The organism is [Leptolyngbya] sp. PCC 7376 (genome assembly GCF_000316605.1).
In the GTDB taxonomy this organism is placed as follows: domain Bacteria; phylum Cyanobacteriota; class Cyanobacteriia; order Cyanobacteriales; family MRBY01; genus MRBY01.
The window spans coordinates 4,987,349-5,012,250 of sequence record NC_019683.1 but is presented as its reverse complement, the minus strand read 5'-3'; the positions used below and the strand labels follow the sequence as shown (position 1 = coordinate 5,012,250).

Annotated in this window: 27 protein-coding genes; 22 read left to right on the top strand and 5 right to left on the bottom strand. The window is 44.7% G+C overall.

The features are described from left to right. Positions 1-207: 207 nt before the first annotated feature. Positions 208-2,274: a DUF917 family protein gene (locus tag LEPTO7376_RS26090; RefSeq protein ID WP_015136306.1), complete on the top strand. Its 2,067-nt coding sequence runs from the start codon at positions 208-210 to the stop codon at positions 2,272-2,274. A 30-nt stretch (positions 2,275-2,304) separates the two neighbouring features. Here LEPTO7376_RS26090 and LEPTO7376_RS22495 read toward each other — a convergent pair whose 3' ends face one another. Together LEPTO7376_RS22495 and LEPTO7376_RS22490 are read right to left on the bottom strand one after the other, a co-directional pair. Further along, a complete protein-coding gene (locus LEPTO7376_RS22495) occupies positions 2,305-7,572 on the bottom strand; it encodes a TIR domain-containing protein (RefSeq protein WP_015136305.1) in 5,268 nt (1,755 codons plus the stop codon). 502 nt (positions 7,573-8,074) lie between these two features. After that, entirely contained in the window at positions 8,075-8,623 is a 549-nt protein-coding gene (locus tag LEPTO7376_RS22490; RefSeq protein ID WP_015136304.1) for a GNAT family N-acetyltransferase, read from the bottom strand. Between the two features lie 223 nt (positions 8,624-8,846). Here LEPTO7376_RS22490 and LEPTO7376_RS22485 point away from each other — a divergent pair, with 223 nt between their 5' ends. From LEPTO7376_RS22485 to LEPTO7376_RS22475, 3 genes are all read left to right on the top strand, one after another. Further along, complete coding sequence (locus LEPTO7376_RS22485) at positions 8,847-9,896, top strand: diguanylate cyclase (RefSeq protein WP_225901149.1); 1,050 nt, start codon at positions 8,847-8,849, stop codon at positions 9,894-9,896. A gap of 97 nt (positions 9,897-9,993) precedes the next feature. Continuing rightward, the gene (locus tag LEPTO7376_RS22480) at positions 9,994-10,728 is read left to right on the top strand and encodes a MotA/TolQ/ExbB proton channel family protein (RefSeq protein ID WP_015136302.1); all 735 of its coding nucleotides are present in this window, start codon (positions 9,994-9,996) and stop codon (positions 10,726-10,728) included. After that, a complete protein-coding gene (locus tag LEPTO7376_RS22475; protein ID WP_015136301.1) occupies positions 10,721-11,428 on the top strand; it encodes a biopolymer transporter ExbD in 708 nt (235 codons plus the stop codon). The genes LEPTO7376_RS22480 and LEPTO7376_RS22475 overlap by 8 nt, the downstream gene beginning before the upstream one ends. On the opposite strand, the gene tmk is transcribed toward LEPTO7376_RS22475, so the two are convergent. From tmk to LEPTO7376_RS22460, 3 genes are all read right to left on the bottom strand, one after another. After that, complete coding sequence (gene tmk / locus LEPTO7376_RS22470) at positions 11,397-12,032, bottom strand: dTMP kinase (protein WP_015136300.1); 636 nt, start codon at positions 12,030-12,032, stop codon at positions 11,397-11,399. The genes LEPTO7376_RS22475 and tmk overlap by 32 nt on opposite strands. Continuing rightward, on the bottom strand, positions 12,032-13,255 hold the full coding sequence (locus LEPTO7376_RS22465) for a hypothetical protein (RefSeq protein WP_041764450.1): 1,224 nt from the start codon (positions 13,253-13,255) through the stop codon (positions 12,032-12,034). The genes tmk and LEPTO7376_RS22465 overlap by 1 nt, the downstream gene beginning before the upstream one ends. A gap of 148 nt (positions 13,256-13,403) precedes the next feature. After that, on the bottom strand, positions 13,404-15,548 hold the full coding sequence (locus tag LEPTO7376_RS22460; RefSeq protein ID WP_015136298.1) for a polyribonucleotide nucleotidyltransferase: 2,145 nt from the start codon (positions 15,546-15,548) through the stop codon (positions 13,404-13,406). A 557-nt stretch (positions 15,549-16,105) separates the two neighbouring features. Between LEPTO7376_RS22460 and rplC the strand changes: the two genes are divergently transcribed. The 18 genes from rplC to rplO all read left to right on the top strand — a co-directional run bounded on the left by rplC (position 16,106) and on the right by rplO (position 24,878). Continuing rightward, positions 16,106-16,747 carry a 50S ribosomal protein L3 gene (gene rplC / locus LEPTO7376_RS22455; protein WP_015136297.1) on the top strand — a complete coding sequence of 214 codons (642 nt, stop codon included), beginning with the start codon at positions 16,106-16,108 and terminating at the stop codon, positions 16,745-16,747. Between the two features lie 127 nt (positions 16,748-16,874). Further along, the gene (gene rplD / locus LEPTO7376_RS22450) at positions 16,875-17,507 is read left to right on the top strand and encodes a 50S ribosomal protein L4 (RefSeq protein WP_015136296.1); all 633 of its coding nucleotides are present in this window, start codon (positions 16,875-16,877) and stop codon (positions 17,505-17,507) included. Further along, entirely contained in the window at positions 17,500-17,805 is a 306-nt protein-coding gene (locus tag LEPTO7376_RS22445; RefSeq protein WP_015136295.1) for a 50S ribosomal protein L23, read from the top strand. Before rplD ends, LEPTO7376_RS22445 begins: the two co-directional genes overlap by 8 nt. A gap of 22 nt (positions 17,806-17,827) precedes the next feature. Beyond that, complete coding sequence (gene rplB, locus LEPTO7376_RS22440; RefSeq protein WP_015136294.1) at positions 17,828-18,655, top strand: 50S ribosomal protein L2; 828 nt, start codon at positions 17,828-17,830, stop codon at positions 18,653-18,655. Positions 18,656-18,689: 34 nt separating this feature from the next. Beyond that, positions 18,690-18,968, top strand: a complete 279-nt coding sequence (rpsS, locus tag LEPTO7376_RS22435; protein WP_015136293.1) for a 30S ribosomal protein S19 — start codon at positions 18,690-18,692, stop codon at positions 18,966-18,968. 16 nt (positions 18,969-18,984) lie between these two features. Beyond that, positions 18,985-19,344 (top strand): 50S ribosomal protein L22, encoded by a 360-nt coding sequence (rplV, locus tag LEPTO7376_RS22430; protein ID WP_015136292.1) that lies wholly within the window; start codon positions 18,985-18,987, stop codon positions 19,342-19,344. 45 nt (positions 19,345-19,389) lie between these two features. Next, complete coding sequence (gene rpsC / locus LEPTO7376_RS22425) at positions 19,390-20,112, top strand: 30S ribosomal protein S3 (RefSeq protein ID WP_015136291.1); 723 nt, start codon at positions 19,390-19,392, stop codon at positions 20,110-20,112. Positions 20,113-20,183: 71 nt separating this feature from the next. Then, entirely contained in the window at positions 20,184-20,603 is a 420-nt protein-coding gene (rplP, locus tag LEPTO7376_RS22420; protein WP_015136290.1) for a 50S ribosomal protein L16, read from the top strand. Positions 20,604-20,606: 3 nt separating this feature from the next. Next, a complete protein-coding gene (gene rpmC, locus LEPTO7376_RS22415) occupies positions 20,607-20,813 on the top strand; it encodes a 50S ribosomal protein L29 (RefSeq protein WP_015136289.1) in 207 nt (68 codons plus the stop codon). 20 nt (positions 20,814-20,833) lie between these two features. Further along, entirely contained in the window at positions 20,834-21,070 is a 237-nt protein-coding gene (gene rpsQ, locus LEPTO7376_RS22410) for a 30S ribosomal protein S17 (protein ID WP_015136288.1), read from the top strand. A 36-nt stretch (positions 21,071-21,106) separates the two neighbouring features. Further along, positions 21,107-21,475, top strand: a complete 369-nt coding sequence (gene rplN / locus LEPTO7376_RS22405) for a 50S ribosomal protein L14 (protein ID WP_015136287.1) — start codon at positions 21,107-21,109, stop codon at positions 21,473-21,475. Continuing rightward, complete coding sequence (gene rplX, locus LEPTO7376_RS22400) at positions 21,476-21,826, top strand: 50S ribosomal protein L24 (RefSeq protein WP_015136286.1); 351 nt, start codon at positions 21,476-21,478, stop codon at positions 21,824-21,826. Positions 21,827-21,906: 80 nt separating this feature from the next. Then, positions 21,907-22,452, top strand: coding sequence for a 50S ribosomal protein L5 (rplE, locus tag LEPTO7376_RS22395; protein ID WP_015136285.1), 546 nt, complete (start codon positions 21,907-21,909; stop codon positions 22,450-22,452). A gap of 25 nt (positions 22,453-22,477) precedes the next feature. Continuing rightward, the gene (rpsH, locus tag LEPTO7376_RS22390; protein WP_015136284.1) at positions 22,478-22,879 is read left to right on the top strand and encodes a 30S ribosomal protein S8; all 402 of its coding nucleotides are present in this window, start codon (positions 22,478-22,480) and stop codon (positions 22,877-22,879) included. A 33-nt stretch (positions 22,880-22,912) separates the two neighbouring features. Beyond that, positions 22,913-23,452, top strand: coding sequence for a 50S ribosomal protein L6 (gene rplF, locus LEPTO7376_RS22385; RefSeq protein ID WP_015136283.1), 540 nt, complete (start codon positions 22,913-22,915; stop codon positions 23,450-23,452). Positions 23,453-23,457: 5 nt separating this feature from the next. Then, entirely contained in the window at positions 23,458-23,820 is a 363-nt protein-coding gene (gene rplR / locus LEPTO7376_RS22380; protein ID WP_015136282.1) for a 50S ribosomal protein L18, read from the top strand. A 30-nt stretch (positions 23,821-23,850) separates the two neighbouring features. Continuing rightward, a complete protein-coding gene (rpsE, locus tag LEPTO7376_RS22375) occupies positions 23,851-24,372 on the top strand; it encodes a 30S ribosomal protein S5 (protein WP_015136281.1) in 522 nt (173 codons plus the stop codon). 47 nt (positions 24,373-24,419) lie between these two features. Next, a complete protein-coding gene (gene rplO / locus LEPTO7376_RS22370) occupies positions 24,420-24,878 on the top strand; it encodes a 50S ribosomal protein L15 (protein ID WP_015136280.1) in 459 nt (152 codons plus the stop codon). The last annotated feature ends 24 nt before the right edge of the window (positions 24,879-24,902 follow it).

The following is a 24,902-nucleotide window of genomic DNA, read 5'->3' as shown; positions in this document are numbered from 1 at the left end:
AAAAGAAATCATCCATCTTGCGAAAAGTTAGGTAACATCGGAGGGACTCCGATAGTGTGTATTTACCTTTTAGTGGTCTGTGGTTAAAGTTTGTAGCAACTTTCCTCAGCAAAAATTTCAATATTTCCCTCCATCAAATTTTTCAGTCAAACAAATGCTTCATTAGATTGAAGCTCAAATGGCTTTAGCTCGAAAATAAAAAAGATTATGTTTGAACAACACGGATTAGACACTGAATCCAATGGTCAACAATTGAAAGTTGGCGATATCAAGAATATTGTTCAGGGTGCATGCTTTCTCGCTTCAGGAGGAGGAGGTTCACTCCAACTGGCACTCACTAAAATCATCCCTCACTTCTTTGATGAAACAACTGAAATTAACCTCATCAATTTAGAGACCTTAACCTCAAAAAATGATTGGGGAGCAGTGGTCGCAGGTATTGGTTCCCCATTGGAACTTTTCAGGAAGCCAGACCTTGTTAAAGCAACTATTCCAGCCTACAAAAATTTAGCCAAACTGTGTTTTGATTTCAAAGCGGCTGGAGAGGACAGATATCAATCCTTAGAGCGTATGAGCTTTTGTCTGCCAGTGGAAATAGGAGCCGTAAATAGTATCGTTCCAATGGTTGTAGCCAATGGCTTGTCAACAGACTCTAGTACCCAATTTAGTTCTATATCTGTAGTCGATGCGGACGGTGCAGGGCGCGCTGTTCCGACATTGCCCCTTACTACTTATGCTCGTCAAATCGGACGCTATCCAAATATCTTAGGCGGTGATAACGAAACCGAACCAGGTAGTAATTACTTTGACTACGCCTCTCTCAATGTTCAAGATGAAACAACCCTAGAAACTGCGACCCTTGGCCTAGTCGAATCCAAAGCCTTTGGTCTCGTATCTGGTCTAGCGATATACGCGGCAAACGGACCAACCTTCCAAAACTGTAAACCTATCCGGAACAGCATGAGTGATGCTTTACAGATAGGCATAATCATTAATCAAAAGACCGGCAAAGACCGTTTACAAGATGTCCTGCATTACATCAACAACACCGTAAAGCGCACTGCTAAACAAGCTTTTTATGGGCAGGTGACCTTTATGGAACAAGCCACTGAAGGTTTGGATACAGGCTTAGTTCAGATAACTGGCGCAGGGACTTTTGCAGGAGAATATCTGACTATTTTTATTGAAAATGAAAATATCTGGTGTCAGAAAACAACAGAACCAGACCAACAAAAGAATCCAGATAAAGCATGGATTGTAGGTCCTGATTCCATGAATTATTTGACCGATGAGGGCCATGTCTTTGACAACTCAGATTTATGGAGTATTTATCAATGGATGATGTTCCAGAATCAGACAGGCCCAACGGTCAGTCTTATCGCGGTTCAAGCAGCCGAAGAAGTAAGAGCGAATCAGGAACTGATGGATGCATGGAGTCAGGAAGTCCAATCAAAGGGAGGACCAAAAGACTACACAACCCCATGGCTATCAAACCAACCTATTGAGAAAACATCAAAAATGAAGATAAGAGTCATTGCGCCCATTGCTAGTTCCGCTTTCAATCCGAGTGTCGAAGCAGAAATTAAAACCGTTGCAGCTCCAGATGCAGACATTAGTCTGGTAAATCTTGATCATGGAACCAAATCCATCGAGAGTCGTTACGATGAATTCCTAAACACAGCCGATATTATTAAAAAATCACAAGAAGCTCAACAGGAAGGTATGGACGGCATCTTTATTGATTGCTTTGCTGATCCTGGACTTGGTGTTGTCAGAGAACTCGTCGACATTCCCGCAATTGGAGGATTTGAACCAGCAGTTCTCATGGCTAAATTGATTTGCCAAAAGTTTTCGATTGTCACTGTCGAAAAAAGAGTTAACTCCATCATCGAAGATGAAGCTCGGAAACTAGGCATTATGAGTAACTTGATGTCCATTCGAGACCTCGGTATACCTGTTGTAGATTTAGGTAATAAGGAGCGCGTCAAGGAAGCTCTGCTAAAACAGTCACAACAGGCTATTGAACAGGATGGCGCTCAGGCTATTGTGCTTGGCTGTACTGGAATGTTAGAAGTTGCCAAAGAAACCGAGAAAGTTTTGGCAGAACTTGGTACCCCAGCTCCGGTTATTGACCCGACAACTGCTGCTATCACGACATTACAGGCCTTAGTCAGAATGAACCTTTCCCAAAGTCGTTTGGAATACTATAAGCCAGAGTCCCAAGACACATCAGGTCCTAAAGCTTCAACGATCAAAAGCTGGTCTTTTCACTAGATGGCCATCATTTCTGACGAGGCTGAGAGATTACAAATCACATATATTACGGTCTCTTTCGTTAATGTTTGGATTTGTCTTCAAATAGTCTCGTAGCCATTGACAGCCGTAGGTGAGCAATTCATCTATGGCAAATGATTGCGGCTTCATATCATCCTGTGACCAAATGGCAATTGTCCGGTCAGCGCTAACGGAAGCTAGACTTTTTCCGTCAGGGCTGAACCGGGCACCATAAACAATATTTTGATGATTTTGCAGTGTTGCTAGCAAGTCACCATCTCTGCTCCAAAGTTTTACTGTTTTGTCTGCACTAGCGGAAGCAATGGTCTGACTATCGGGACTGAAGCGGACATCATGGATGTGATAGGTATGGCCTTGAAGTGTTTTGAGTAAGTTGCCTTCAGCACTCCAAATTTTTATGGTTCTATCATCACTAGCTGAAGCAATCAGTTGACTGTCTGGGCTAAAACTGACACTCCTCACCCACTCAGAATGACCTTCTAACGTGAGTAAGAGTTTACCGTTTTCTCTGTTCCAAACTTTGATGGTGCCATCAGCACTCGCAGAAGCAATTTTTTGGCTATCGGGACTAAAGTGAACATCCCATACCCAATTTTTATGGTCTTTAAGGGTATGGATTAGCTGACCTTGCCAATTCCAAACTTTGATGGTTCCATCAGCACTAGCCGAAGCGATCGCCTGTCCATCTGGGCTTATTTCTAATCCCATCACGCCACCAGTATGATCTTCAAGGCTATGAAGTAATTGCCCATCTATGGTCCAGAGTTTGACGGTCGTATCGTAACTACAGGATGCAAGACGCTGTCCATCTGGACTGCAACTGACCCCCCAAACCCAGTCTTTATGACCCTGGAAAGTCTGGAGGAGAGTGCCGTCATCTTTCCAGAGCTTGATGCTCTTGTCAGCGCTGGCAGAGGCGATCGCCCCGTCATTGCCACAAAAACAGAAATCAAAAATCTGATCAACATGGGCCTCGATCATCTTGGGAAAGATAAGGTCAGTGCGCCAAAGTCTGACATCCCCATCAAAACCTGCTGAAGCAACAAGCTGACCATCGGGACTAAAATGCACATTCCAGACAAAATCTCGGTGTCCCAGAAATGTCGTCAGCAGTACGCCGTCTCTATTCCAGAGTTTAATCGTATGGTCAAGACTGGAAGAAACCAACATTTGACTATCAGGACTAAAACAAACTCCAACCACGATGGAGCCATGACCATCCAGCGTTTTGAGTAGCTCACCATGAGAATTCCAGAGCTTGACGGTTTGATCTGCACCTACTGATGCAATCATTTGACCATCAGGACTGAAACATACGCTCACCCCCCAACCTTCATGGCCCTCTAGAATTTGAGCAAGCTTTCCATCTGGATGCCAAAGTCTGATGGTGCTATCGTAGCCAGTCGAAACTATTTGCTGCCCATCGGGACTAAAATTCACATCTCGAACCCAATCTGTATGACCAGTCAGAGTTGCCTTCAGACAATAATTTTTACAATCCCAAAGTCTGATGGTTTGATCTGCACTCGCAGAGGCAATCGTTTTGTTGTCAGGGCTAAAACTGAGGTTTGTGACCTTACCTTCATGACCTTCTAGTGTGGCAATTAAGTCTCCATCGATGCTCCAGAGTTTAATGGTGTGATCATCACTGCCTGACGCCAGCATTGTGTTATCTGAGCTAAAACCGATCCCATGAATCCACTCTTTGTGACCCCGTAGACTTTTCAATAATTTTCCTTCTCGACTCCAGAGATGGACACAGAGATCCGTCCCAACTGATGCAATAGTTTTACCGTCTGGGCTAAATCTCACATTGAGTACTTTATTACCCGGTTTCTGTAAACGGTTATATTCCTGCATGCCATAGATGGTTTGACCGAGTATTTGGGCTGTCTGATGCTTGATCTCTGCAGGCATTTTTTCGCTCAATAGCTTTCCCGCCTTCACACTGACAAGTAAGGCTCCTAATTGATCATTTACAATGCGTCGTGTTTGCGACAGAGAGTTTAAAACATCGATTTCGGCTTTGGTTTTCTCCACTTCTATACGAGTTTCTAGGGCATGGCTTGCCTCAATGAATTCCCTTTGTAACGCTGTTGTGAGGGGAATGATTTTTGTTCGGCTAGCTTTGTCTAGCCAGTTTTGGGCGATCGCCAGTTCGCTTCCCCTAAGTAATAGATCCTCATTATCTTTCTGTCGCCAGGCCAAAGCCCTTTGGGACCATTGCGTGTGGTTTCTGACATGCTCACGATCCGTATCTAGAGTTCGTATCAACTCGCTAAAATTGGCATAAAAATCACCATCGTTATTGTGAAAGTCAATCCACTGAATTTTTGCTAATTCCGGATGGAGTGATGCCGGGTTAACCGAGCGATGTAATACAGTCACAATTCGCTTATTGAGCTTGGCTGCATGCTCCACTTCTCCGCCGCAATAATCAGAGTTGACAGAGTTGGGCGAAATCACGAACAAGAAGTTATCGCAGCTTTCTATGCCATGGAAAATCTCTTGCTGAAAGTCACTACCTGAGGCGATACTTTCTTGGTCGAACCAAGTCGTTTTCTCCTGAACCTGTAGCGCATCATTGAGTTGGCGCACAAAGTCTGAGTCAGCACGAGAATAAGAAACAAAAACATCGAGGGCGACATCCTCTGGTTGATCTAGGCTCGTCTGAATGAATTCTTGGTGAAGGGCTGTCGCTGGATATTCCGAGCGTTTGGCTGCGATTTTAAGCCATGTGTCTGCTTCTCTGAGATTATGCCCTCGCAAAAGAATACTTGTATTTTTTTGTTGAGCCTGCCATTTCAATGCTCGTACCAAAATGGTTTTATGCTGCTCATAGTAGATTTTGTCTTGGGTAAGCAGCTTCAACAATACATTTATACCTTTCCGATAGGCCTCTTCATTTTCATCAAGGCAGGATAAGTCGATATATTGAATTGCTCTAATTGTTGGTGAGAGGTCAGTCTCGTCTATAGGGGCAATGCTCAGCGGAATAATGCGTTTATTTAGAGATTGGGCATAAGCAATTTCCCGTTGGCAAAATTCGGATCCTAATGAATGTGGTGATAGTAGATAGACAATCGTATCTGTGGCTTCAAGGCCATGTTTAATGGCTTCGGCGAAGTCTACTCCTGCCTCAATATCCCGTTGGCTACTCCAAATAGTGTAGCCTTCGCGCATCAAACTACGACGAATTTTAGCCTCCATTTCATTGTCTTCATCCGCATAAGAGAGGAAGACCTGGGTCATTAAATTATTTGCGTTTCTGATACTTTTAGTGACGTATTCACAATGTAAATCTGTAGGAAAACAAGGTGCTTGGGTATCAGTAAAACGAGTCAAAAGCCAACCTTCGGCAGCAATCCGGTCTTCTCCCACAAGTAAATATTGGGATTGCTGTTGATGGCTTTGCCATGACAGAGCCTTTGCCAAAATTTCGGTATGTTGTTTGACGTAATCTTCGTGCTGACGACATAGTTTCATTAACCTTTCAAATGAGTCGTCAAAATCATCCTGTTCGCGGCAATAAACCCAATTGATTTTGCCGATCTCTGGGTTCATATTATTAAAACTGGAATGTTCTCCCCTTTCCTGAGCTGCTTCCCAGTCAGATTCTTCTGTTTTGTAAGGGTTACGTTGTTGCCATGTTTCTTTGCTAATTTCCTCGACATGCATGATGGGAATAATGCGTTTGTTGAGGTTGAGAGCAAGGTCGATTTCTTTGTTGCAGTAGGGAGAATTGATGGAGTGGGGCGCAATGATAAAGATGAAATTGTGAGCTTTTTCAATGCCTGCCTTAATCTGCTCCTGAAAGTCAACACCGAGGGGAATATCGTTTTGATCAAACCAAACATTAAAACCCTGTTCGACAAGGCAATCATGGAGCATTGTTGCAAAGCTTTTACTATCTGCCCGGCCGTAAGAAATGAACACATCAAAAAATTGGTTCATTGCTTTACTGGTATTGATGTAGATCTGTTGTAGATCTGTCGCACGAGAGTCCTGTTCTGTTGCACTTAGTGCAAGCCACTGCTCTGCCAAAGTGAAGTCTTGTCCTTGTAGCAAAAGCGACTTCGGACGTTTCTGACGATCCCAACTGAGGGCTTTGACGAGAATTTGGCGGTGCTGTTCGTAATAACCTGCGTCTTCCTTTATGGCTTTAAGAATCTGGGAAATGACTAATTGCTTAGTTGCGGCTTCGGTACCTGTGAAGTCAAGCCAGGCGAGTTGCTGTTGATTGTTTGGAATATTGTTAGGGGCGATCGCCTCTAGCTTGACAGGAATAATCCGCTTGTTGAGTTTTTGAGCATATTGTATTTGCGCTTGCTGCTCAGCGGACTCTATGCATTGGGCAGAGGCTAAATAAATGAGGCTATCTGACCCCTCAATACCACGCAGCACCTCAGTGTCAAAGTCTTTCCCCAGCTGAATATCAGCTTCTTCTGTCCAAACGCTGTACCCTTCTCGCCATAGTTGCTGCCGTAGTAGCGCCATCCTATCGGAGTTCTCTGGAATGTAGATAAAGAAGATTTGCGGCATGCCATTCGGCAACTGCTTCAAACTCTCTGTGATAAATTCGCCGTGCAGATCGGTAGGCTGGCAAGGGGATTGTTCATGATGAAATTTCGTCTGCAACCAATGTTGTCCTCGCAGTGTCTGCTCTTCACTTAAGAGAAATTGGGACTGTTTTTGTTGTTTTTTCCAAACTAAAGCAGCATGCAGAAACTCAGTATGTTGTCGGACATAATTGCTTTGTCGCTCTAAGATATCGATGAGTGCCTGAAGGGATTGTCCGTAATCACTTTCATCTTCTTTAAAGCTGACTTGATTCCAATTGATTTTGCCGAGTTCAGGGTGCAGATTCGTAAAACAAGAATGCAGTCCCTCTGCTTTGTAAGCTTCCCATTGTTCATCTGTGTCATTCGGGTTGCGTCCTTGCCAAGTTTCCCGCGAAATTTCTTCCACGTGCATGATTGGGATGAGGCGTTTGTTTAGGGCGATCGCCAACTCCACCTCTTTACGACAATAGGGCGAATTTGTGGCGTGGGGAGCAATTACAAAAATAAAATTGTCAGCATTTTCGATACCAGCATTAATTTGCTTTTGGTAATCGACACCTTGGGGAATATTTTTAAAATCAAACCAAATGTCATAGCCTTGGGCGACAAGTTGGTCATTTAGCCATTTTGTGAACTCTAGGCTGTCCGCTCGTCCATAGCAGATAAACGCATTTTTAAAGGGCGTTGTTGTCGATGGAGAAGCATTTTTTGACATAGTTTATCTGAAGATAGCTAAGAAGAATAAACTATCGGAATTATAAGTGTTTGATTTTTTAGCTGCAACACAAATTTGTCTGCAATATATCCAGTAGATTGCTAATAGTATTGCTAAGTTTAATTGATTATTGGATGAGGCTTTTGATCTTGATCATTGACATTGATCCAGTTTTGATTTACACAGGCTGATTTGAGTGAAAGCGATCGTTAATTATGATGGTGTGTGGCTAACGTAATGTAAATGCAGTAAACTTAACCTCTCTATATTGAGTTCTTTCTGATGTAGAAAGAACTGTCTCGTAACCGCTGTCTCTCAGTATTAGCTGATTTGTCTGGTTTCGGTACACTTGACTACTAGTGAAATAAGTATTCAAAAGTGTGAAAAGTGCTTGCTTAAGCCGTAGATGTTTGGATTTCTACTGTCAGCAATATCTTTATACTTGAGCTTTTTTCTTGTCTCTCTATCCAGATTTCCCCAGTCTCGAAATGATTATTGCGATCTAGATTTTCGGGACATTAGATTGGTAGCCAAATAACAGTAATGTTGTGTTGTAATACTTATCTGTTTTTCCGAGGGCTTCCATGTGTAGCCGTTCTGCAAGTCTTTGCGATCGCCAATTTCCTTCTCGAAGTACTGCATAAATAATCGGCAATTTCAATTCTCGCAAGCCATAATTCAGCAGATGAGTTGCCGCCTCAAATGCAAACCCTTTGCCCCAGCTCGCTTTCCGAAAATGCCAGCCAATTTCGAAATCTCCTGTGCGGCGATCGCCATGATTATCCGGTAGCTCAACCAACAAAATAGAGCCGATGGGAGTATTCGTCGTTTTTTCAACCACTGCCCAGATGCCAGTTTTCTGCTGGGTCTGTAAGGTCATCTCCCGATAAGCTAAAAGCTTTTTAGCAGTGCTAGCGAGGTTTTGCTCTGGCGCTCGGATAAATTGCATCACTTCCGGGTCACCATAAATCTCATGGGCGGCGATCGCATCCCGCTCCGGTTCCCATAACCGTAGTTTCAATCGCTCCGTTTCCCTGCCCAGTATTGCCATAACTTCTTTTTCTATGCGATTTCGCTAAAATCTTAGTCTTTGAAACAAGGCGATCGCCAATTGTCGAAACCTTGCCAAAAATGTCATTGAAACTCAACCTAACTTAAAAGATATCGAAAGAACGCTATGGATCCGTAAGAATAGATCATAAGCTAAAACAATTCTTCCCTTTTGGGCCTGATGAAACTAGGCCAGAACGAACCCGCCAACTTATATGGAACTAATGAGCCATCACAAAGCATCTATCCTTATTGTTGACGATACCCCTGATAACCTCCGCCTTTTATCAGACTTATTGACGCGACAAAATTACAAAGTGAGAAAAGCGATTAGTGGTGAAATGGCGCTGAAATCCATTGCAGAACAACCGCCTGATCTGATTTTGCTGGATATTCAGATGCCTAAAATGAATGGCTATGAAGTTTGCCAATGTCTCAAGGCGGACGAAGCAACAGCACCCATCCCCGTAATCTTTATCAGTGCTCTCAGCGAAATTGTCGATAAAGTTAAAGCTTTTTCTGTCGGAGCCGTTGATTATATTCCCAAGCCCTTCGATGAAAATGAAGTCCTTGCCCGAGTAAATTCCCAGCTTCAGCTTCAAGATTTACGTGTGAATCTTGAATCAAAAAACCATGCCCTCAAACAAGCCATTGTCGATTTAGAACTAGCCTTACTCGAATCTGCACGGCTACGCAATAATCTTGAAAGATCTAACCAAGAACTGACCGTTGCGAACCAAAAACTCGGCGAAATGGCCATTGTGGATGCGTTGACACAAATTCCGAATCGTCGTCGTTTTGATGAATATTTAGATCAATCCTGGGAGAAATGCCGTAAGGAAAAACAGCCTCTGAGTTTAATCCTTGGCGATATTGACTATTTCAAACTCTATAACGATCACTATGGTCATCAAATGGGCGATCACTGCCTATTTGCTGTTGCCCAAGCAGTGAAAAAAAGTGTGGTTCTTGCCCGGGATTTACCTGCTCGCTACGGTGGTGAAGAAATCGCTGTGATCTTGCCTAATGCAGGTTTAGCGGAGGCAAAGGTTGTGGCTGAACGCATTATGGAGCAGATTCGAGCGCTAGCCATTGAACATGTTGAGTCGAAGGTGAAAAATACAATTAGCTTGAGCCTCGGTATTCACTCCACAATTCCGACCTCAGTAAAACATATTGGTGACTTTATCAGTGACTGTGATCGAGCGCTCTATGCCTCGAAAAAACAGGGGCGCGATCGCCTGACAATTTTTAGCGAAAAACTCATCCCCTAGAGATGTTTATGCACCATCTCCATCGACAAAATGATATGGCGCAAAAAACAACATAAAATTAGACAGAGCTTATGTGTGATTGGAGTAAAGTAACGGCGTGAATTTTTTTGAGATGATCAATCGAGGTGGCCTCGCCATGTGGCCATTAATTCTGCTCTCGATCATGGCCCTCAGCACGATTATTGAGCGGCTATGGTTTTGGTGGAAAGTGATCCAAAAAAGTCAGCGTGTTCAGGACAAAATTTTGGATGCAGCCCATTATCAATGGCAGGCAGTAAGTGAAATTGCCCGCACTTGCCAAGGCCATCCCCTCGGTCGTTTTCTTTATGCTCCCCTTAGACAAGAATGTACTGACCCAGAGATTTTTCACCTAGCCCTTGAAGCTGCTGCGGATGAAGAATTAGCCTCAATGCGTCGTGGTGAAAAATTACTCGAGGCGGTGATTGCGTTATCACCTTTGCTGGGTTTGCTTGGTACTGTCTTAGGTCTAATTAATTCCCTCGGTTCGATTCAGCTGAGTGACCTTGGGACAGATTCTACAGCCGGGGTTACCCTTGGTATCGGTGAATCACTTATCTCAACGGCTTCTGGTCTGGTGGTGGCTATTGTGAGTTTGGCGTTTTATCGGTTATTCCAATCACTATCGAGTAATCAGGTGCGGTTATTCCGTCAGGCTGGCAGTGAACTAGAAGTGCTTTATCGGCAAAATTTTGTGGAAGGTCTACCGATGCCCACCGTTTCCCCAGATGCTGAACCTGTCACAGAAAATACAGATGATGATAATGCGACGGCGATCGCCCCAGTAGCCTCGGGAGAAGAAAACCATGAGTAACGGTAGTGATCGTCCGAGTGCGAATCCGAAGCTAAATACCCTGGGATTACGCCCTTTCAAACTGTGGCAAGAAGAATCAACTCAAGATTTACGCATCGAAATTATTCCGCTTATCGATGTGATTTTCTGCGTCTTAACCTTCTTTATTTTGGCAGCGGTCAATCTTTCTCGACAGCAGGCAATTAACCTTGACTTGCCCTCCGCAGACAGTGGCACGGTACAGATGCCAAACATGGTGATCGTCAGTTTGACTGACTTTGGCCAAATTTATGTCGAGAAACAGCTCATTCAAACCCAAACGCAGTTCACTCAAATTTTAGAAGACTATCTAGAGCGTAATCCCCAGGGTTTAGTGATTTTAAATGCATCTGAAACCCGTTCTTATCAAGAAGTGATGCAAGTGCTCGACTGGCTCAAAGAGATTGGCGGGACGCGGGTGGCATTAGGGACAGTGTCTGGTTCCCAGAGTGGGACACAAAATCTTGATAGCTTTTTCGATGAAAATCAAAATCCTGGTGTGACCCCTGTAAACCCAACAATTCCACGGGTTCCTACTTTTCAACCCTCTAATGATTTTCAATTTGAACCGCTGCAAAGTGATCAAGCATTACCGCCGCCGGATGGTTTTGAGCTAGAGTTGCAACCCATCGATGGATTTGGCGAGCCGCCTAGTCCTGACCAGATTCAAACGTCTGAGTAAGGGTTTGCAAAATAGTTTGGTGAATTTTTTTTGGAGGTTGGGTGGCATCGAGTTTCAGCCAATTCCCTTGATAATCAGAAAAAACCTGTTCGTAGTTATTGCGGACTTGGGTTAATTTCGTCTGGGTTTCGTAAATTTCTTGGTGCGATCGCCGATTCACTCTTTCTAAAGCAACTTCGACGGGCAGGTCAAAATAAAAGACCATATCGGGATTGGGAAAATCTTGATTGAGTCGATAAATAAACTCATATTCTTCTGGGCTATTGGCGTTATAGGCAAGGGAAGAAAAATAATAGCGCGTTGTAATGACCTGAGTGTCAGCCTTAAGCCGTTTCATCACGCCATCAATTTCGTTATACAAATGGTCGTGGCGATCGCCTGCGAAGAGATAGGCCATCTGACGATTAAATTGTGCTGGGTCTTCCGTGAAACGAATACGTTTGCGTAACGCTTCCCGCACCATATTGCCAATCATGCCGTTGGAAGGTTCTGGACTGAGCACCGCCGCGATATTTTCTGCCTGAAAGTGTTGGTATAAAAGCTCTGCTTGAGTGGAACTGCCCGAGCCATCAATCCCTTCAAAAACAATAAATTTTGCATCCATTACCAGCAAATCTCCGCCGCTATCCCCGCATATTCTAGGAGATTGTCCCATGACTGAAAGGGTTGCTTTGTTTTAATTAAATCTCGGCAAGCATAAATTAACTTTCCAGAGTGATCGCCGAGCACTGTTGCCCCAAGCATTTTTTGATCAACTGTGAGCCATAGCTTAATCGTTAAATCCATCGGAAAACGAAGTTGATCAACATAGTCCAAAAAGAAAGTTTTTTCTTGAGTGATGGCATCAGGCGGTAAATACTTTCCTTGGTAACCCACATGGTCAAATGGATAAGGTTCAAACAGACGGTAGGGCGTTAAAGGATAGGGTGAAATTGGTCGTTTCTTGTGGATTAAAGACTGTATTAAAAAATCTGCTTCGGCGATCGCCAACTCCGGTAAATCATAACCTCCCAAAATTGACCCGCAACCGTAAATATTTAGTGTTGATGTTTGAAGCTTGTGGTTGACCTTTAAGTACGACTTTTGAGTCCGAAAATGCTTTGGCGATAGATTTAGTGAGTTGATTTTTCCTTGCAGGAGATCACTATCAATAATATAGGCATTTTCCTGCTGGAGGAATTCTGCTTGCTCTGTAATTGAAGTATTTCGATAGACTTCAATTCCTGCGACTTCGAGAAATGTTTGGAGACGATGGGTTAGCTGTTGGTCTTCTGTGCCAAAGAATTGAGCACCAAGTAATAATTGAATTTTTTTGCCTTGCTGAGATAGACCGTAAGCTAATGTCATTAATTCTGGTGTAATCCCTTTAAAAATAATCGTTTGATTTAAACTCTGCCAAGTTTCCGGTTTCAGAAAATCAGGCAGTGTCAACATTTTGGGATCATCTGATTTTTCCCAAACTGTACTCGTGGTGATCGCATAATTCTTGCTCTTTAAAGTGCGAGTTTCAGTGACAAAGATAGGGTTGGATTCTATCTGGAATTTTCCCACTTCCGGAATGACATCGACACCTTTGTCCATCAGCTTAACGAGAGGCTCATAAAAATCTGTAGAAGCGATCGCCTTGCTTATTTCCTGTCTCAACTTCTCCCCACTCGAATGGGCAGCACAGCCCAATACAATTCTTTCTAAAGCTCGTAACTGAATATCTTGTAATGGCTGGGCAACCTGTTGTACTAATGCCACTCGCAATCTTTGGGCGATCGCCTTCTTCGCTAAAACTAATCCTGTCTGTGTTGCCCCAATGATGACTAGATCGTAGTCCACAATGTTGAACCTTGTCCTTGTGCGATCGCCAAGCCACATCATAACCCGTTAATACAGCGATCTAAACAAAAGAAAAATCCCCCAGAACTTGGAGGATTGTTACCATCAAACTAGACTTAATGACTTAAGTTTTTTCTGAAAAATCTCTTTACTGTGCTTCTTCGCGAGCAGCAGCAGCTTCGTCAGGGTGAATGCCGAGACGAGTGAGATTAATACGACCTTTATTGTCGATTTCGCGGACTTTAACGACCACTTCATCACCTACGGCGACTTCATCTTCCACTTTGCCGACACGACCTTCTGCGAGTTGCGAAATGTGGATCATTCCTTCTTTGCCAGGGAGGATTTCGACAAATGCACCGATTTGAATGATGCGCGTCACCTTACCGAAGAAGACGTCGCCCTCACCCAATTTACGAGTCATATTGACAATCATCTTCTTGGCATTTTCTGCATTTTCTGACTCAGAAGACGCGATGGTCACTGTACCGTCGTCAGCGATATCAACCTTGGCGCGGGTCTGCTCAGTAATACTCTTAATTGTCTTACCGCCTGGTCCAATAACCATGCCGATGAGGTCAGGATCGATCTTGATGGTAAGTAGACGAGGTGCAGAAGGAGAAAGCTCTTTAGGCTTGTCGATAACGTCAGTCATCTTCTCCAAAATATGCAAGCGAGCAGGGAGTGCTTTGTTGATGGCTTCTGCAATCACATCAACCGCTAGGCCTGTGATTTTCATGTCCATTTGCAGCGCAGTAATACCATCGGCAGTACCCGCCACTTTGAAGTCCATGTCGCCAAGGAAATCTTCGATACCTTGGATGTCAGTAAGAATTCGAACTTCATCGCCTTCTTTAATGAGACCCATTGCAGCACCACTAACGGGCTTGGCAATCGGAACCCCTGCATCCATAAGCGATAGCGTCGAACCACAAACAGAACCCATTGATGTGGAACCATTGGAAGATAAGACTTCCGAAACCACACGAATCACATAGGGGAATTCATCTTTTGCTGGTAATACAGGAATTAAGGCACGTTCCGCTAAAGCACCGTGACCAATCTCCCGACGACCTGGCGATCGCATAGGACGAGTTTCACCAACAGAATAAGGAGGGAAGTTGTAGTGGTGGAGATAACGCTTCTCATCAGAGGGATGGAGGTCATCCATATCCTGGGCATCACCCGGTGTCCCCAAGGTGACGATGGAAAGAACTTGAGTTAAACCACGATTAAACAGACCACTGCCATGCACGGCACGAGGTAAAACCTCAGTTTTACAGGAAATAGGGCGAACTTGATCGAGTTTGCGACCATCGACTCGTACACCATCCTCAACGATCTGTGCTCGCATCAACTTTTTCGTTAATGCTTTGAATGTATTGCCAACGAGCTTTTTATTCTCAGCAGTCTTTACACGCAGCTCATTATCTTCCGGCATTGCTTCAATCGCTGCGACAATGTCGTTCGCTTTGATCTCATCTAATGCAGCATCACGACCACTCTTATCGAGATCAAACTGACTTAAAATCTTTTTGATTTTTGCTGATGCTTGCTTTGCAATGAAAGACTCTAAATCTTCTTCTTTTGCTGGTGATTCAGCCTTAACAATTTCGATGCCAAGTTCTTTAATCAATTCAAGTTGACTATCGATCAGTTCTTGAATGGCTTCATAAGCAAAATCGATTGCCTCAATCATGTCTTGCTCAGGCAATTGATTTGCCCCTGCTTCAACCATGATTACCCCTTCTGGCGTTCCTGCCACAATGAGGTCAAGGTCACCGCTAAGGATCTCACGGTAGGTCGGATTGAGGATGAAATCATCACCAACTAAACCGACTCGCACAGCAGCCATTGGCCCGTAGAAGGGTAAGCCTGCGAGTAATGTTGCGACAGATGCTCCTGTGACGGCCAAAACATCTGGGGGAACATCCTCATCCATAGACATCGTTGTGGCTACAATCTGGATGTCATCCCGGATCCACTGGGGAAATAAAGGACGCATTGGACGGTCAATCAAACGAGATGTCAATGTTGCCCGTTCTGGGGGACGACCTTCTCGTCTGAGAAATCCACCGGGGATACGACCTGCTGCATATAATCTCTCTTCGTAGTCCACCAGCAGCGGTAAGAAATCAATGCCTTCTCTACCTGGCGCTGTTGTTGCACTTACTAAAACGGCGGTTTCCCCTGATTCGATAAGGACGGAGCCGCCAGCCTGAGGCGCTAATAAGCCTGTTGTTAATCGAATCTCTCGCCCATCGAAAGATATCGACTTCGTGAACTCTTGCATTATTGCGTTCTTTCCCTTTTATGTATAATCACTTTTCTCTGTTCTGTGGCAATCGTAACACCTTATGCTATTCCCAAATGGCGATCGCCATACTCTGCAACCATCGAGGCTATTTGAAACTTGAGCTTGCATCTCACCGATGGATAGTCTATAATCGCTGCTTGTGACTAAATATACATTTTCTTTGCATAGCACTGAGCATACTTTCGGATTACTGAGAGTTCATTTGCTACAGAGTCTGGAAAAGCATTAAGTATGTTCGAGTCCGTCACCGAGGTTTACGGTAACCCTAAGCACTTGCTAGTAGTTCGGGTTTTCCGCAGTTAACCAAACGTTTGCAGTCGTATCAAGATACTGAAAGCAAATTTTGTTTTTAAGTCTTGGGCGAAGTTTGTATCCACGAGATACCTGCATCCCTAAAGTCTTTCAGAGAATCAAAACACTCTGAATACTCACAAGAGTAGAAGACAAGAACCACAACTTCCTTGCGGAGCGGTTCATATTATTTCTGCTCGATTTTTAATGTTGTCTATTAGTAGATAAGAGGTCTTTGTTCCGTGTCACTCGGTATCCTCGGCACTAAACTCGGTATGACCCAGATCTTTGATCAGGAAACAGGGGCAGCAATCCCTGTAACTGTTGTTCAAGCTGGTCCTTGTACTGTTACCCAAGTCAAAACTTCTGATACAGACGGCTATGCTTCTGTACAAATTGGTTATGGCGACGTAAAAGAAAAGGCTTTATCTAAGCCCGAACTAGGACACCTCAGCAAAGCTGGTGCAACACCGTTGCGTCACCTTAAGGAATATCGTCTTGATGACGTATCTTCCTATGAGCTCGGACAATCCATCACCGCTGACATCTTTGAAGCAGGTCAAACTGTTGATGTTTCTGGTAATACGATTGGACGTGGTTTTGCTGGTTACCAAAAGCGTCACAACTTTAAGCGAGGCCCTATGACTCATGGTTCTAAGAACCATCGTCAGCCTGGTTCTACTGGTGCTGGTACGACTCCTGGTCGTGTCTATCCTGGTAAGCGAATGGCTGGTCGTTATGGCGGTACGAAAATTACTGTTCGTAAACTCGAAGTTGTTCGCGTTGATGGAGAGCGTAATCTCTTACTCATCAAAGGCGCTGTCCCGGGTAAAGCTGGCAACCTATTGAGTATTGCACCTAGCAATATCGTAGGTCAGAAATAAATTAATGATTTTGGCTCAATATTTGTAGCCGACTATCTTTAACTATTTATTCAATCTAAATATGTAATACAGCTCAGATTTCATAATCTTGAGCACCAGATAACCGATAATCCGATACTTCATCACTATGGTTAACTGCACCGTAAAAAATTGGCAAGGAGACGAGGTCGGTAAAGCTGATCTCGATCTAAAAGTCGCCAAAGAAGAAAATGCATCGCACATTGTGCACCGTGCCCTTGTGCGTCAATTAAACAATGCTCGTCAGGGAACATCCTCCTCCAAAACGCGTTCTGAAGTTCGCGGTGGTGGTCGTAAGCCTTGGCGTCAAAAAGGTACTGGCCGTGCTAGAGCTGGTTCTTCGCGATCACCTCTATGGCGTGGTGGTGGTGTAATCTTCGGCCCTAAGCCTAAAGAATACAACCTCAAAATGAATCGCAAAGAGCGTCGTTTAGCTCTAAGAACTGCATTCCAAAGCCGTGCTGAAGACCTTATTGTGGTCGAAAGCTTTGCCGCTCAGCTCACAGCTCCCAAAACCAAAGATTTACTCGCTGCGATGAATCGTTGGGGCGTTGAGTCTGACCAAAAGGTTCTGCTAATCATGGATGAGCTTGCCGAAAATGTTCACCTGTCTGCTCGTAATGTTGCTTCATTGAAGCTCATTCCTGCAAATGGTTTAAACGTGTTCGATATCCTCAATGCCAACAAAATTGTTGTGACATCCGAAGCATTAGCCAAGATTCAGGAGGTTTACAATGACTAGTCGCGTTCAGACCCGCGATCTTGCAGATTTAATTCTGAAGCCAATTGTGAGCGAGAAAGCAACAATTCAGCTTGAGGAAAATAAGTATGTGTTTGACGTTGTCTTAACCGCAACAAAAACAGATATTAAAGCTGCAATCGAAGACTTGTTTGAAGTCAAAGTTGTCAAAATCAACACAGCCCGTCTACCTCGCAAAAAGCGTCGTGTCGGTCGCTTCATGGGTTTTAAACCCCAATATAAGCGTGCTGTCGTTACTTTGGCAGAAGGGGACACAATCACTTTGTTCCCTGAAGTATAGTCGTCATTTACTTGAATAAATCATGGGTATTCGTTCATTTAGACCATATACTCCGGGAACTCGTCAGGCCACTGTCTCCGACTTTTCGGATATTACAAAATCCAAACCAGAAAAATCACTTACTAAGTACAAGCACCGTAAAAAAGGTCGCAATAACCGTGGTGTGATTACTTGTCGTCACCGTGGTGGTGGTCATAAGCGTTTGTATCGCATGATCGACTTCCGTCGTGACAAGCGTGACATGTTCGCGGATGTTGTTGCGATCGAATATGACCCGAACCGTAATGCTCGTATTGCATTAGTGCAATATGAGGATGGTGAGAAGCGTTATATTCTCCAGCCTGCTGGTCTCGGTGTTGGCGACAAAATCATGGCTGGTGAAAGCGCTGCTTTTGAAATTGGCAACGCTTTACCGCTTTACAAGATTCCTCTTGGTACTGAGATTCACAACATTGAGCTTTATGCTGGCCGTGGCGGACAAATGGTTCGTACTGCTGGTGGTTTTGCTCAGCTCGTTGCGAAAGAAGGTGACTACGTCACTATCAAGCTGCCTTCTAAGGAAGTGCGCATGGTTAGAAAAGAGTGTTATGCAACGATCGGTAAGGTCGGTAATGCTGAAGCTCGTAACCTAAAGCTAGGTAAAGCGGGTCGTACTCGTCATCTTGGCCGTCGTCCCCAAGTCCGCGGTAGTGTGATGAACCCTGTTGATCACCCCCATGGTGGTGGTGAGGGTCGGGCGCCCATCGGTCGTAGTGGTCCTGTAACTCCTTGGGGTAAGCCTGCACTCGGTAAGAAGACTCGTAAGAAGAAGAAGCAAAGTAGCTCTTTGATCGTACGTCGTCGTCGTTAATCCCTTTTTGTTCATCACACTCGATTAAAAAGTTATGGGTCGTTCATTAAAAAAAGGTCCGTTTATTGCGGATAGTCTCTTAAAAAAGATTGACAAGCTTAATGCTGCTGGTGATAAGCAGGTCATTAAAACTTGGTCTCGGGCTTCGACAATTCTGCCTCAGATGGTAGGTCATACGATTGCTGTTCATAACGGTCGTCAGCATGTACCTGTCTTTATTTCTGAGCAGATGGTGGGTCACAAGTTGGGGGAATTTGCGCCAACTCGGACTTTCAAAGGCCATGCAAGAAGTGACAAGAAAGCACGTCGATAAGGGTTAATAACAAATTATGTCTATCGATACTACAAACGAAGTTAAGGCGATCGCCCGCTATATCCGGATGTCTCCCCGTAAAGTACGACGGGTGTTGGATCAGATTCGTGGTCGTAGCTACCGTGAAGCCTTAATCATCCTTGAATTTATGCCCTACCGGTCTTGCGAGCCTATCTTGAAGGTTTTGCGTTCCGCTGTAGCTAATGCTGAACACAATGAAGGTTTGGATCCTGCCAGCCTCATCGTGAGCACTGCTTTTGCCGATGCTGGTCCAGTACTTAAGCGGTATCGTCCCCGTGCCCAAGGTCGCGCTTTCCAAATTCGGAAGCCTACTTGTCACATTACTGTTGCAGTTGCTCCCGGAGCCACTGAGTAGATATATACCGTTTAACGAATCGTCACTATCGCAAAGGAATAAGCCGTGGGACAAAAAATTCATCCAGTTGGTTTTCGTTTAGGAATTACAAAGGAGCACTTATCTCGTTGGTATGCTGACTCCAAGCAGTACCCTGAACTTCTCCAAGAAGACTACAAAATTCGTCAGTACGTTGATGCAAATCTCAACAATGCTGGCATTTCTAAAGTGCTGATCGAGCGTAAAGCAGATCAAGTTGATCTCGAAATTCACACTGCCCGTCCTGGTGTTGTTGTGGGTCGTGGTGGTTCCGGTATTGAGGCGCTTCGCACAGGCCTTCAACAAGCCTTGGGTGACCAACGTCAAATTCGGATCAACGTCGTTGAAGTCGCTCGCGTTGATGCAGATGCTGCTCTCATTGCTGAGTACATCGTTCAACAGCTAGAACGTCGTGTTTCTTTCCGTCGCGTTGTTCGTCAAGCAATCCAAAGAGCACAAAGAGCTGAAGTTCAAGGCATCAAAATTCAAGTGAGTGGTCGCTTGAATGGTGCTGAAATCGCTCGTACTGAGTGGGTTCGTGAAGGTCGTGTTCCTCTGCATACACTCAGAGCTGATATCGACTATTCCTATAAGACTGCTCAAACCATCTACGGCATTCTTGGCATTAAGGTCTGGATCTTTAAGGGTGAAATTATTCCTGGACAGGAAGATATTCCTCCTGCAAATGCCGCGCCAATGCCCCGTCGTAAAGCTCGTCGTCAACAGTTTGAAGACCGTAGCGAGCAGTAGTTTCGTTTTTGTCGATAAGTAATTATCGATATTCCGTTTCTGCTATTTACTATCTATTTCACTAGGAAATAATGCTAAGTCCAAAACGTACAAAATTCCGGAAGCAGCATCGCGGCCGTATGCGGGGGATGGCGCAGCGTGGTAATACAGTTCAATTTGGTGATTTTGCCCTCCAAGCGATTGAACCCAGTTGGATTACCGCTCGTCAAATTGAAGCCGCTCGTCGTGCGATGACTCGTTACATCAAACGTGGCGGTAAGATTTGGATTCGGATCTTCCCAGACAAGCCAATTACTATGCGTCCTGCTGAAACTCGTATGGGTTCTGGTAAGGGTAACCCTGAGTTTTGGGTTGCTGTTGTCAAGCCTGGTCGCATCATGTTTGAGATGAATGGTGTAGAGGAAGAAATTGCACGTGAGGCAATGCGCCTTGCTGCTCAAAAGCTTCCGATTAAAACTAAGTTCGTCACTCGTAATGTGGAGTACATCTAAATTATGGCTTTACCCAAGATTGAAGATGCTCGTAAACTCGACGATCAAGCGCTAGCGGATGAGATTGTGGCTGTGAAAAAGCAGTTATTCGATTTGCGTCTGCAACAAGCAACGGGTCGTTTGGAAAAAACTCATGAGTTTAAGCATGCCCGCCATCGTTTGGCGCAGCTAATGACCGTTGAACGTCAACGTCAACTCCAAGCTCAGTAACTGTCGGAGAAATACCCTGTATGGCTACTAAAGAAAGAGTGGGATTGGTTGTCAGTGACAAGATGGACAAAACTGTCGTTGTTGCTGTAGAGAACCGTTCTCCTCACCCCAAATACAAAAAAATCGTGGTTAAAACAAAGCGTTTTAAGGCCCACGATGAAGAGAATCAATGCAAGGTCGGTGATCGCGTCCGTATTCGCGAGACGCCTCCCACTAGCAAAACTAAACGCTGGGCGATCGCCGAGATTCTCAAATAGTAATTAACCTTTCTATCTAACCCTTACTGCAAAGCCGTGATTCAACAACAAACCTATCTAAATGTTGCCGATAACAGCGGTGCTCGTAAGCTTATGTGTTTACGGGTTCTGAGTACAGGGAATTGTCGCTACGGTGGCATCGGCGATCAAATTATCGCTGTTGTGAAAGAGGCAATCCCAAATATGGGTGTCAAAAAGTCTGATATCGTACGCGCCGTGATCGTTCGTACTCGTCAGCCCTTACGTCGTGTAAGTGGCATGAGTATTCGTTTCGATGACAACGCTGCTGTAATTATCAACGCTGAAGGCAACCCCAAAGGTACTCGTGTTTTTGGTCCCGTTGCCCGCGAATTGCGGGATAAAAACTTCACTAAAATTGTTTCCCTCGCACCGGAGGTTATCTAAATGGCAGGACGTAAAAGTTCCACCCCAACGCGCCACAAAATGCACGTTAAAAAAGGTGATACCGTTCAAGTGATTTCCGGTCGTGACAAAGGTAAAGTTGGCGAAGTGCTCCAAACCTTACCCAAGTCCAGCAAGGTAATCGTTAAGGATGTCAATATCCGTACTAAGCATGTGAAGCCCCAGCAAGAAGGAGAATCTGGTCAGATTCAAACCTTTGAAGCTCCGATTCATAGCTCCAATGTGATGCACTATTCCGATAAGGAAAAAGTTGCCAGTCGCGTGGGTTACCAAATCACTGATGACGGTCGTAAAGTTCGCGTTTTGAAAAAGACTGGCGAAGTTATCGACTAGATTTAGACAATATTTTTTTGAAATATTCGATTAATTCTATTGTTCCCTGACCAAGCCCAGGGAGGTTTAAATTAAGCTCTATGTCTCAACGACTAAAAACCCTCTATCAAGACACCATTGTTCCTAAACTAACGGAACAGTTTGGTTATAAAAACATTCACGAAGTTCCTAAGGTTATTAAAATCTCAGTGAACCGTGGTCTCGGAGAAGCTGCTTCTAATGCGAAAGCAATGGAGTCTTCCCGTGCGGAATTGGCAACAATTACAGGTCAAAGACCTGTGATCACCCGCGCTAAAAAGGCGATCGCCGGCTTTAAAATTCGCCAAGGCATGCCTGTTGGCGTGATGGTGACGCTGCGCTCCGAGAAAATGTATGCATTTCTAGATCGTCTTGTCAGTTTGGCACTTCCTCGTATTCGTGACTTCCGTGGCATTAGCCCTAAGAGTTTCGATGGCCGTGGAAACTACAGCCTAGGAATTCGTGAGCAACTGATTTTCCCTGAAATTGACTACGATTCCATTGATCAAATTCGAGGTATGGATATCTCCATCATCACCACCGCAAAGACCGATGAAGAAGGTCGCGCGTTGTTGAAAGCGATGGGCATGCCCTTCCGCGAAAGCTAAATCCTAGGAGAGATTAAAGGTAATAATGGCGGCGAACGATACCATTTCCGATATGCTGACGCGCATCCGTAATGCGTGCATGGTACAGCATGAAAACACCAAAGTCCCTGTCACCCGCATGACCCGTAGCATTGCTGCAGTCTTGAAAGATGAGGGCTTCATTGAGAGCTACACAGAAACCGGCGAAGGTGTACGTAAATACCTCGTCATTTCTTTGAAGTATAAGGGCCGCAACCGCAAGCCCATTATTCAGAAGCTGCAACGCGTTAGCAAACCCGGTTTACGCGTATACAGTAACCACAAAGATTTACCTAGAGTTTTAGGTGGAATTGGCATTGCGATTATTTCCACTTCGAAAGGCGTGATGACTGATCGCCAAGCTCGTAAAGAAGGAATCGGTGGTGAGATTCTCTGTTACGTCTGGTAAACGTGACTGAAACTGATATTCAGGAGAAAAAGAATGTCTCGTATTGGTAAACAACCCGTTCCGATTCCTGACAAGGTCACTGTTGCAGTTAATGGTTTGTCCGTATCTGTAAAAGGGCCGAAGGGAAGTCTAGAGCGGACTCTGCCCGAAAAAGTAACGATTGCTCAAGAGGATAATACTGTTGTTATTAGTCCTGTTGATTCAAGTCGTGCAGCTCGTGAGCGTCACGGTCTTTGCCGCACTTTAGTCGCAAATATGGTTGAAGGCGTATCCAATGGATATAGCAAGAGCCTTGAGATTATTGGCGTTGGTTATCGAGCACAGGTTAAGGGAAACACCTTAATTCTGAACGTTGGGTATAGTAAGCCCGTAGAAATGGTAATGCCAGAAGGGATTACTGCTGCGATGGGTGAAAAAAATACTCAAGTAATTATCTCTGGTATCGATAAAGAAGTGGTCGGTAATACTGCTGCGAAGGTTCGCGCAGTTCGTCCTCCTGAGCCCTACAAAGGTAAAGGTATTCGCTACCAAGGTGAGTATGTTAGACGTAAAGCAGGTAAGGCAGGCAAGTAGTAAAGATGAAAGCAACTCGCAAACAACTTACACAACGTCGTCATTACCGGATTCGTCGTCGCGTCGAAGGTTCTGGCGATCGCCCCCGTTTGGCGATATTCCGTTCCCACAAGCATATTTATGCCCAAGTCATTGACGACGACAAACAACATACCCTAGCTGCTGCATCCACCTTAGACAAGGATTTGCGTGCAGAATTAGCATCAGGCGGTAATACTGCGGCTTCTTCCGCTGTCGGTAGTCTGATCGCTAAACGTGCCCTCGAAAAAGGAATCACTAAAGTTGTTTTTGACCGTGGCGGAAACCTCTACCATGGCCGAGTAAAAGCTTTAGCAGAAGCTGCCCGAGAAGCTGGACTAGACTTCTAAACTGTTGTTGACGCACATAGGGAAAAAACAATGGCAAAGCGCCGTAAATCATCAAAAAATAAAGACAAAGATTCGAATTGGCAGGAACGAGTCATCCAGATTCGCCGAGTCAGCAAAGTTGTCAAAGGTGGTAAAAAACTGAGTTTCCGCGCCATCGTTGTGATTGGTAACGAAACAGGCAAAGTTGGCGTTGGCGTTGGTAAAGCTGGTGATGTCATTGGCGCAGTTCGTAAGGGCGTAGCCGATGCTAAAAAGCATGTCGTTGATGTGCCCCTCACTAAAACCAATACAGTGACTCACCGCGTTAATGGCATTGCTGGTGGTGCAAAAGTTATGATGCGCCCCGCTGCCCCTGGTACAGGTGTAATTGCTGGTGGTGCAGTCCGAACTGTACTTGAACTCGCTGGTGTAAAGAACATTCTTGCAAAACAGCTTGGCTCCAAGAGTCCGTTAAACAATGCTCGCGCCACTATCGATGCCCTTGGGAACCTCCGGAGCTTCTCCTCTGTTGCCCAAGAGCGTGGTGTTTCCATTGAACGGATCTACGCTTAAACCCTGTTTTAATTGCGGACATAACAATAACTAAACCCAATAAAACAATGAAATTATCCGATATTTCTCCCAAAGCTGGCTCAAAAAGACGCCGTCGTCGCGTTGGCCGAGGTATTGCCGCAGGACAAGGCGCGAGCTGTGGTTTTGGTATGCGGGGTCAAAAATCCCGTTCTGGTACTGGTACCAAAGCTGGCTTTGAAGGTGGCCAAATGCCTTTATATCGCCGTGTGCCTAAACTAAAGCACTTTACGATTGTCAATCCTAAAAATTTCACAATCGTGAATTTAACCCAGTTAGCTGACCTGGCAGCTAAAACTGAAGTTACTCTAAGTTCTCTTATGGAAAAAGGCATTGTTACTAGTAATGATGGTCCCTTAAGAGTGCTTGGAGAAGGTGAAGTCACTGTACCTTTGACTGTTAAAGCTGCTGGATTTAGCAAAAGCGCCCAGAGCAAAATCGAGGCTGCAGGCGGTACCTGCGAAGTTCTTGGCAAATCCAAAGGGTAGATAGATTAAGTTAACATCTGAAAG

Bases quoted from the DNA above. Each gene is read 5' to 3' on its own strand.
- rplP (WP_015136290.1), top strand. From the start codon at position 20,184: ATGCTAAGTCCAAAACGTACAAAATTCCGGAAGCAGCATCGCGGCCGT.
- LEPTO7376_RS22460 (WP_015136298.1), bottom strand. From the start codon at position 15,548: ATGCAAGAGTTCACGAAGTCGATATCTTTCGATGGGCGAGAGATTCGA.
- rpsE (WP_015136281.1), top strand. From the start codon at position 23,851: ATGGCAAAGCGCCGTAAATCATCAAAAAATAAAGACAAAGATTCGAAT.
- rplX (WP_015136286.1), top strand. From the start codon at position 21,476: ATGGCAGGACGTAAAAGTTCCACCCCAACGCGCCACAAAATGCACGTT.
- rplF (WP_015136283.1), top strand. From the start codon at position 22,913: ATGTCTCGTATTGGTAAACAACCCGTTCCGATTCCTGACAAGGTCACT.
- tmk (WP_015136300.1), bottom strand. From the start codon at position 12,032: ATGGATGCAAAATTTATTGTTTTTGAAGGGATTGATGGCTCGGGCAGT.
- LEPTO7376_RS22475 (WP_015136301.1), top strand. From the start codon at position 10,721: ATGAGTAACGGTAGTGATCGTCCGAGTGCGAATCCGAAGCTAAATACC.
- LEPTO7376_RS22445 (WP_015136295.1), top strand. From the start codon at position 17,500: ATGACTAGTCGCGTTCAGACCCGCGATCTTGCAGATTTAATTCTGAAG.
- rplV (WP_015136292.1), top strand. From the start codon at position 18,985: ATGTCTATCGATACTACAAACGAAGTTAAGGCGATCGCCCGCTATATC.
- LEPTO7376_RS22485 (WP_225901149.1), top strand. From the start codon at position 8,847: ATGAGCCATCACAAAGCATCTATCCTTATTGTTGACGATACCCCTGAT.
- rplB (WP_015136294.1), top strand. From the start codon at position 17,828: ATGGGTATTCGTTCATTTAGACCATATACTCCGGGAACTCGTCAGGCC.
- rpsH (WP_015136284.1), top strand. From the start codon at position 22,478: ATGGCGGCGAACGATACCATTTCCGATATGCTGACGCGCATCCGTAAT.
- rpsS (WP_015136293.1), top strand. From the start codon at position 18,690: ATGGGTCGTTCATTAAAAAAAGGTCCGTTTATTGCGGATAGTCTCTTA.
- rplO (WP_015136280.1), top strand. From the start codon at position 24,420: ATGAAATTATCCGATATTTCTCCCAAAGCTGGCTCAAAAAGACGCCGT.
- rplE (WP_015136285.1), top strand. From the start codon at position 21,907: ATGTCTCAACGACTAAAAACCCTCTATCAAGACACCATTGTTCCTAAA.
- rplD (WP_015136296.1), top strand. From the start codon at position 16,875: ATGGTTAACTGCACCGTAAAAAATTGGCAAGGAGACGAGGTCGGTAAA.
- LEPTO7376_RS26090 (WP_015136306.1), top strand. From the start codon at position 208: ATGTTTGAACAACACGGATTAGACACTGAATCCAATGGTCAACAATTG.
- LEPTO7376_RS22490 (WP_015136304.1), bottom strand. From the start codon at position 8,623: ATGGCAATACTGGGCAGGGAAACGGAGCGATTGAAACTACGGTTATGG.
- rplR (WP_015136282.1), top strand. From the start codon at position 23,458: ATGAAAGCAACTCGCAAACAACTTACACAACGTCGTCATTACCGGATT.
- rpmC (WP_015136289.1), top strand. From the start codon at position 20,607: ATGGCTTTACCCAAGATTGAAGATGCTCGTAAACTCGACGATCAAGCG.
- rpsQ (WP_015136288.1), top strand. From the start codon at position 20,834: ATGGCTACTAAAGAAAGAGTGGGATTGGTTGTCAGTGACAAGATGGAC.
- LEPTO7376_RS22495 (WP_015136305.1), bottom strand. From the start codon at position 7,572: ATGTCAAAAAATGCTTCTCCATCGACAACAACGCCCTTTAAAAATGCG.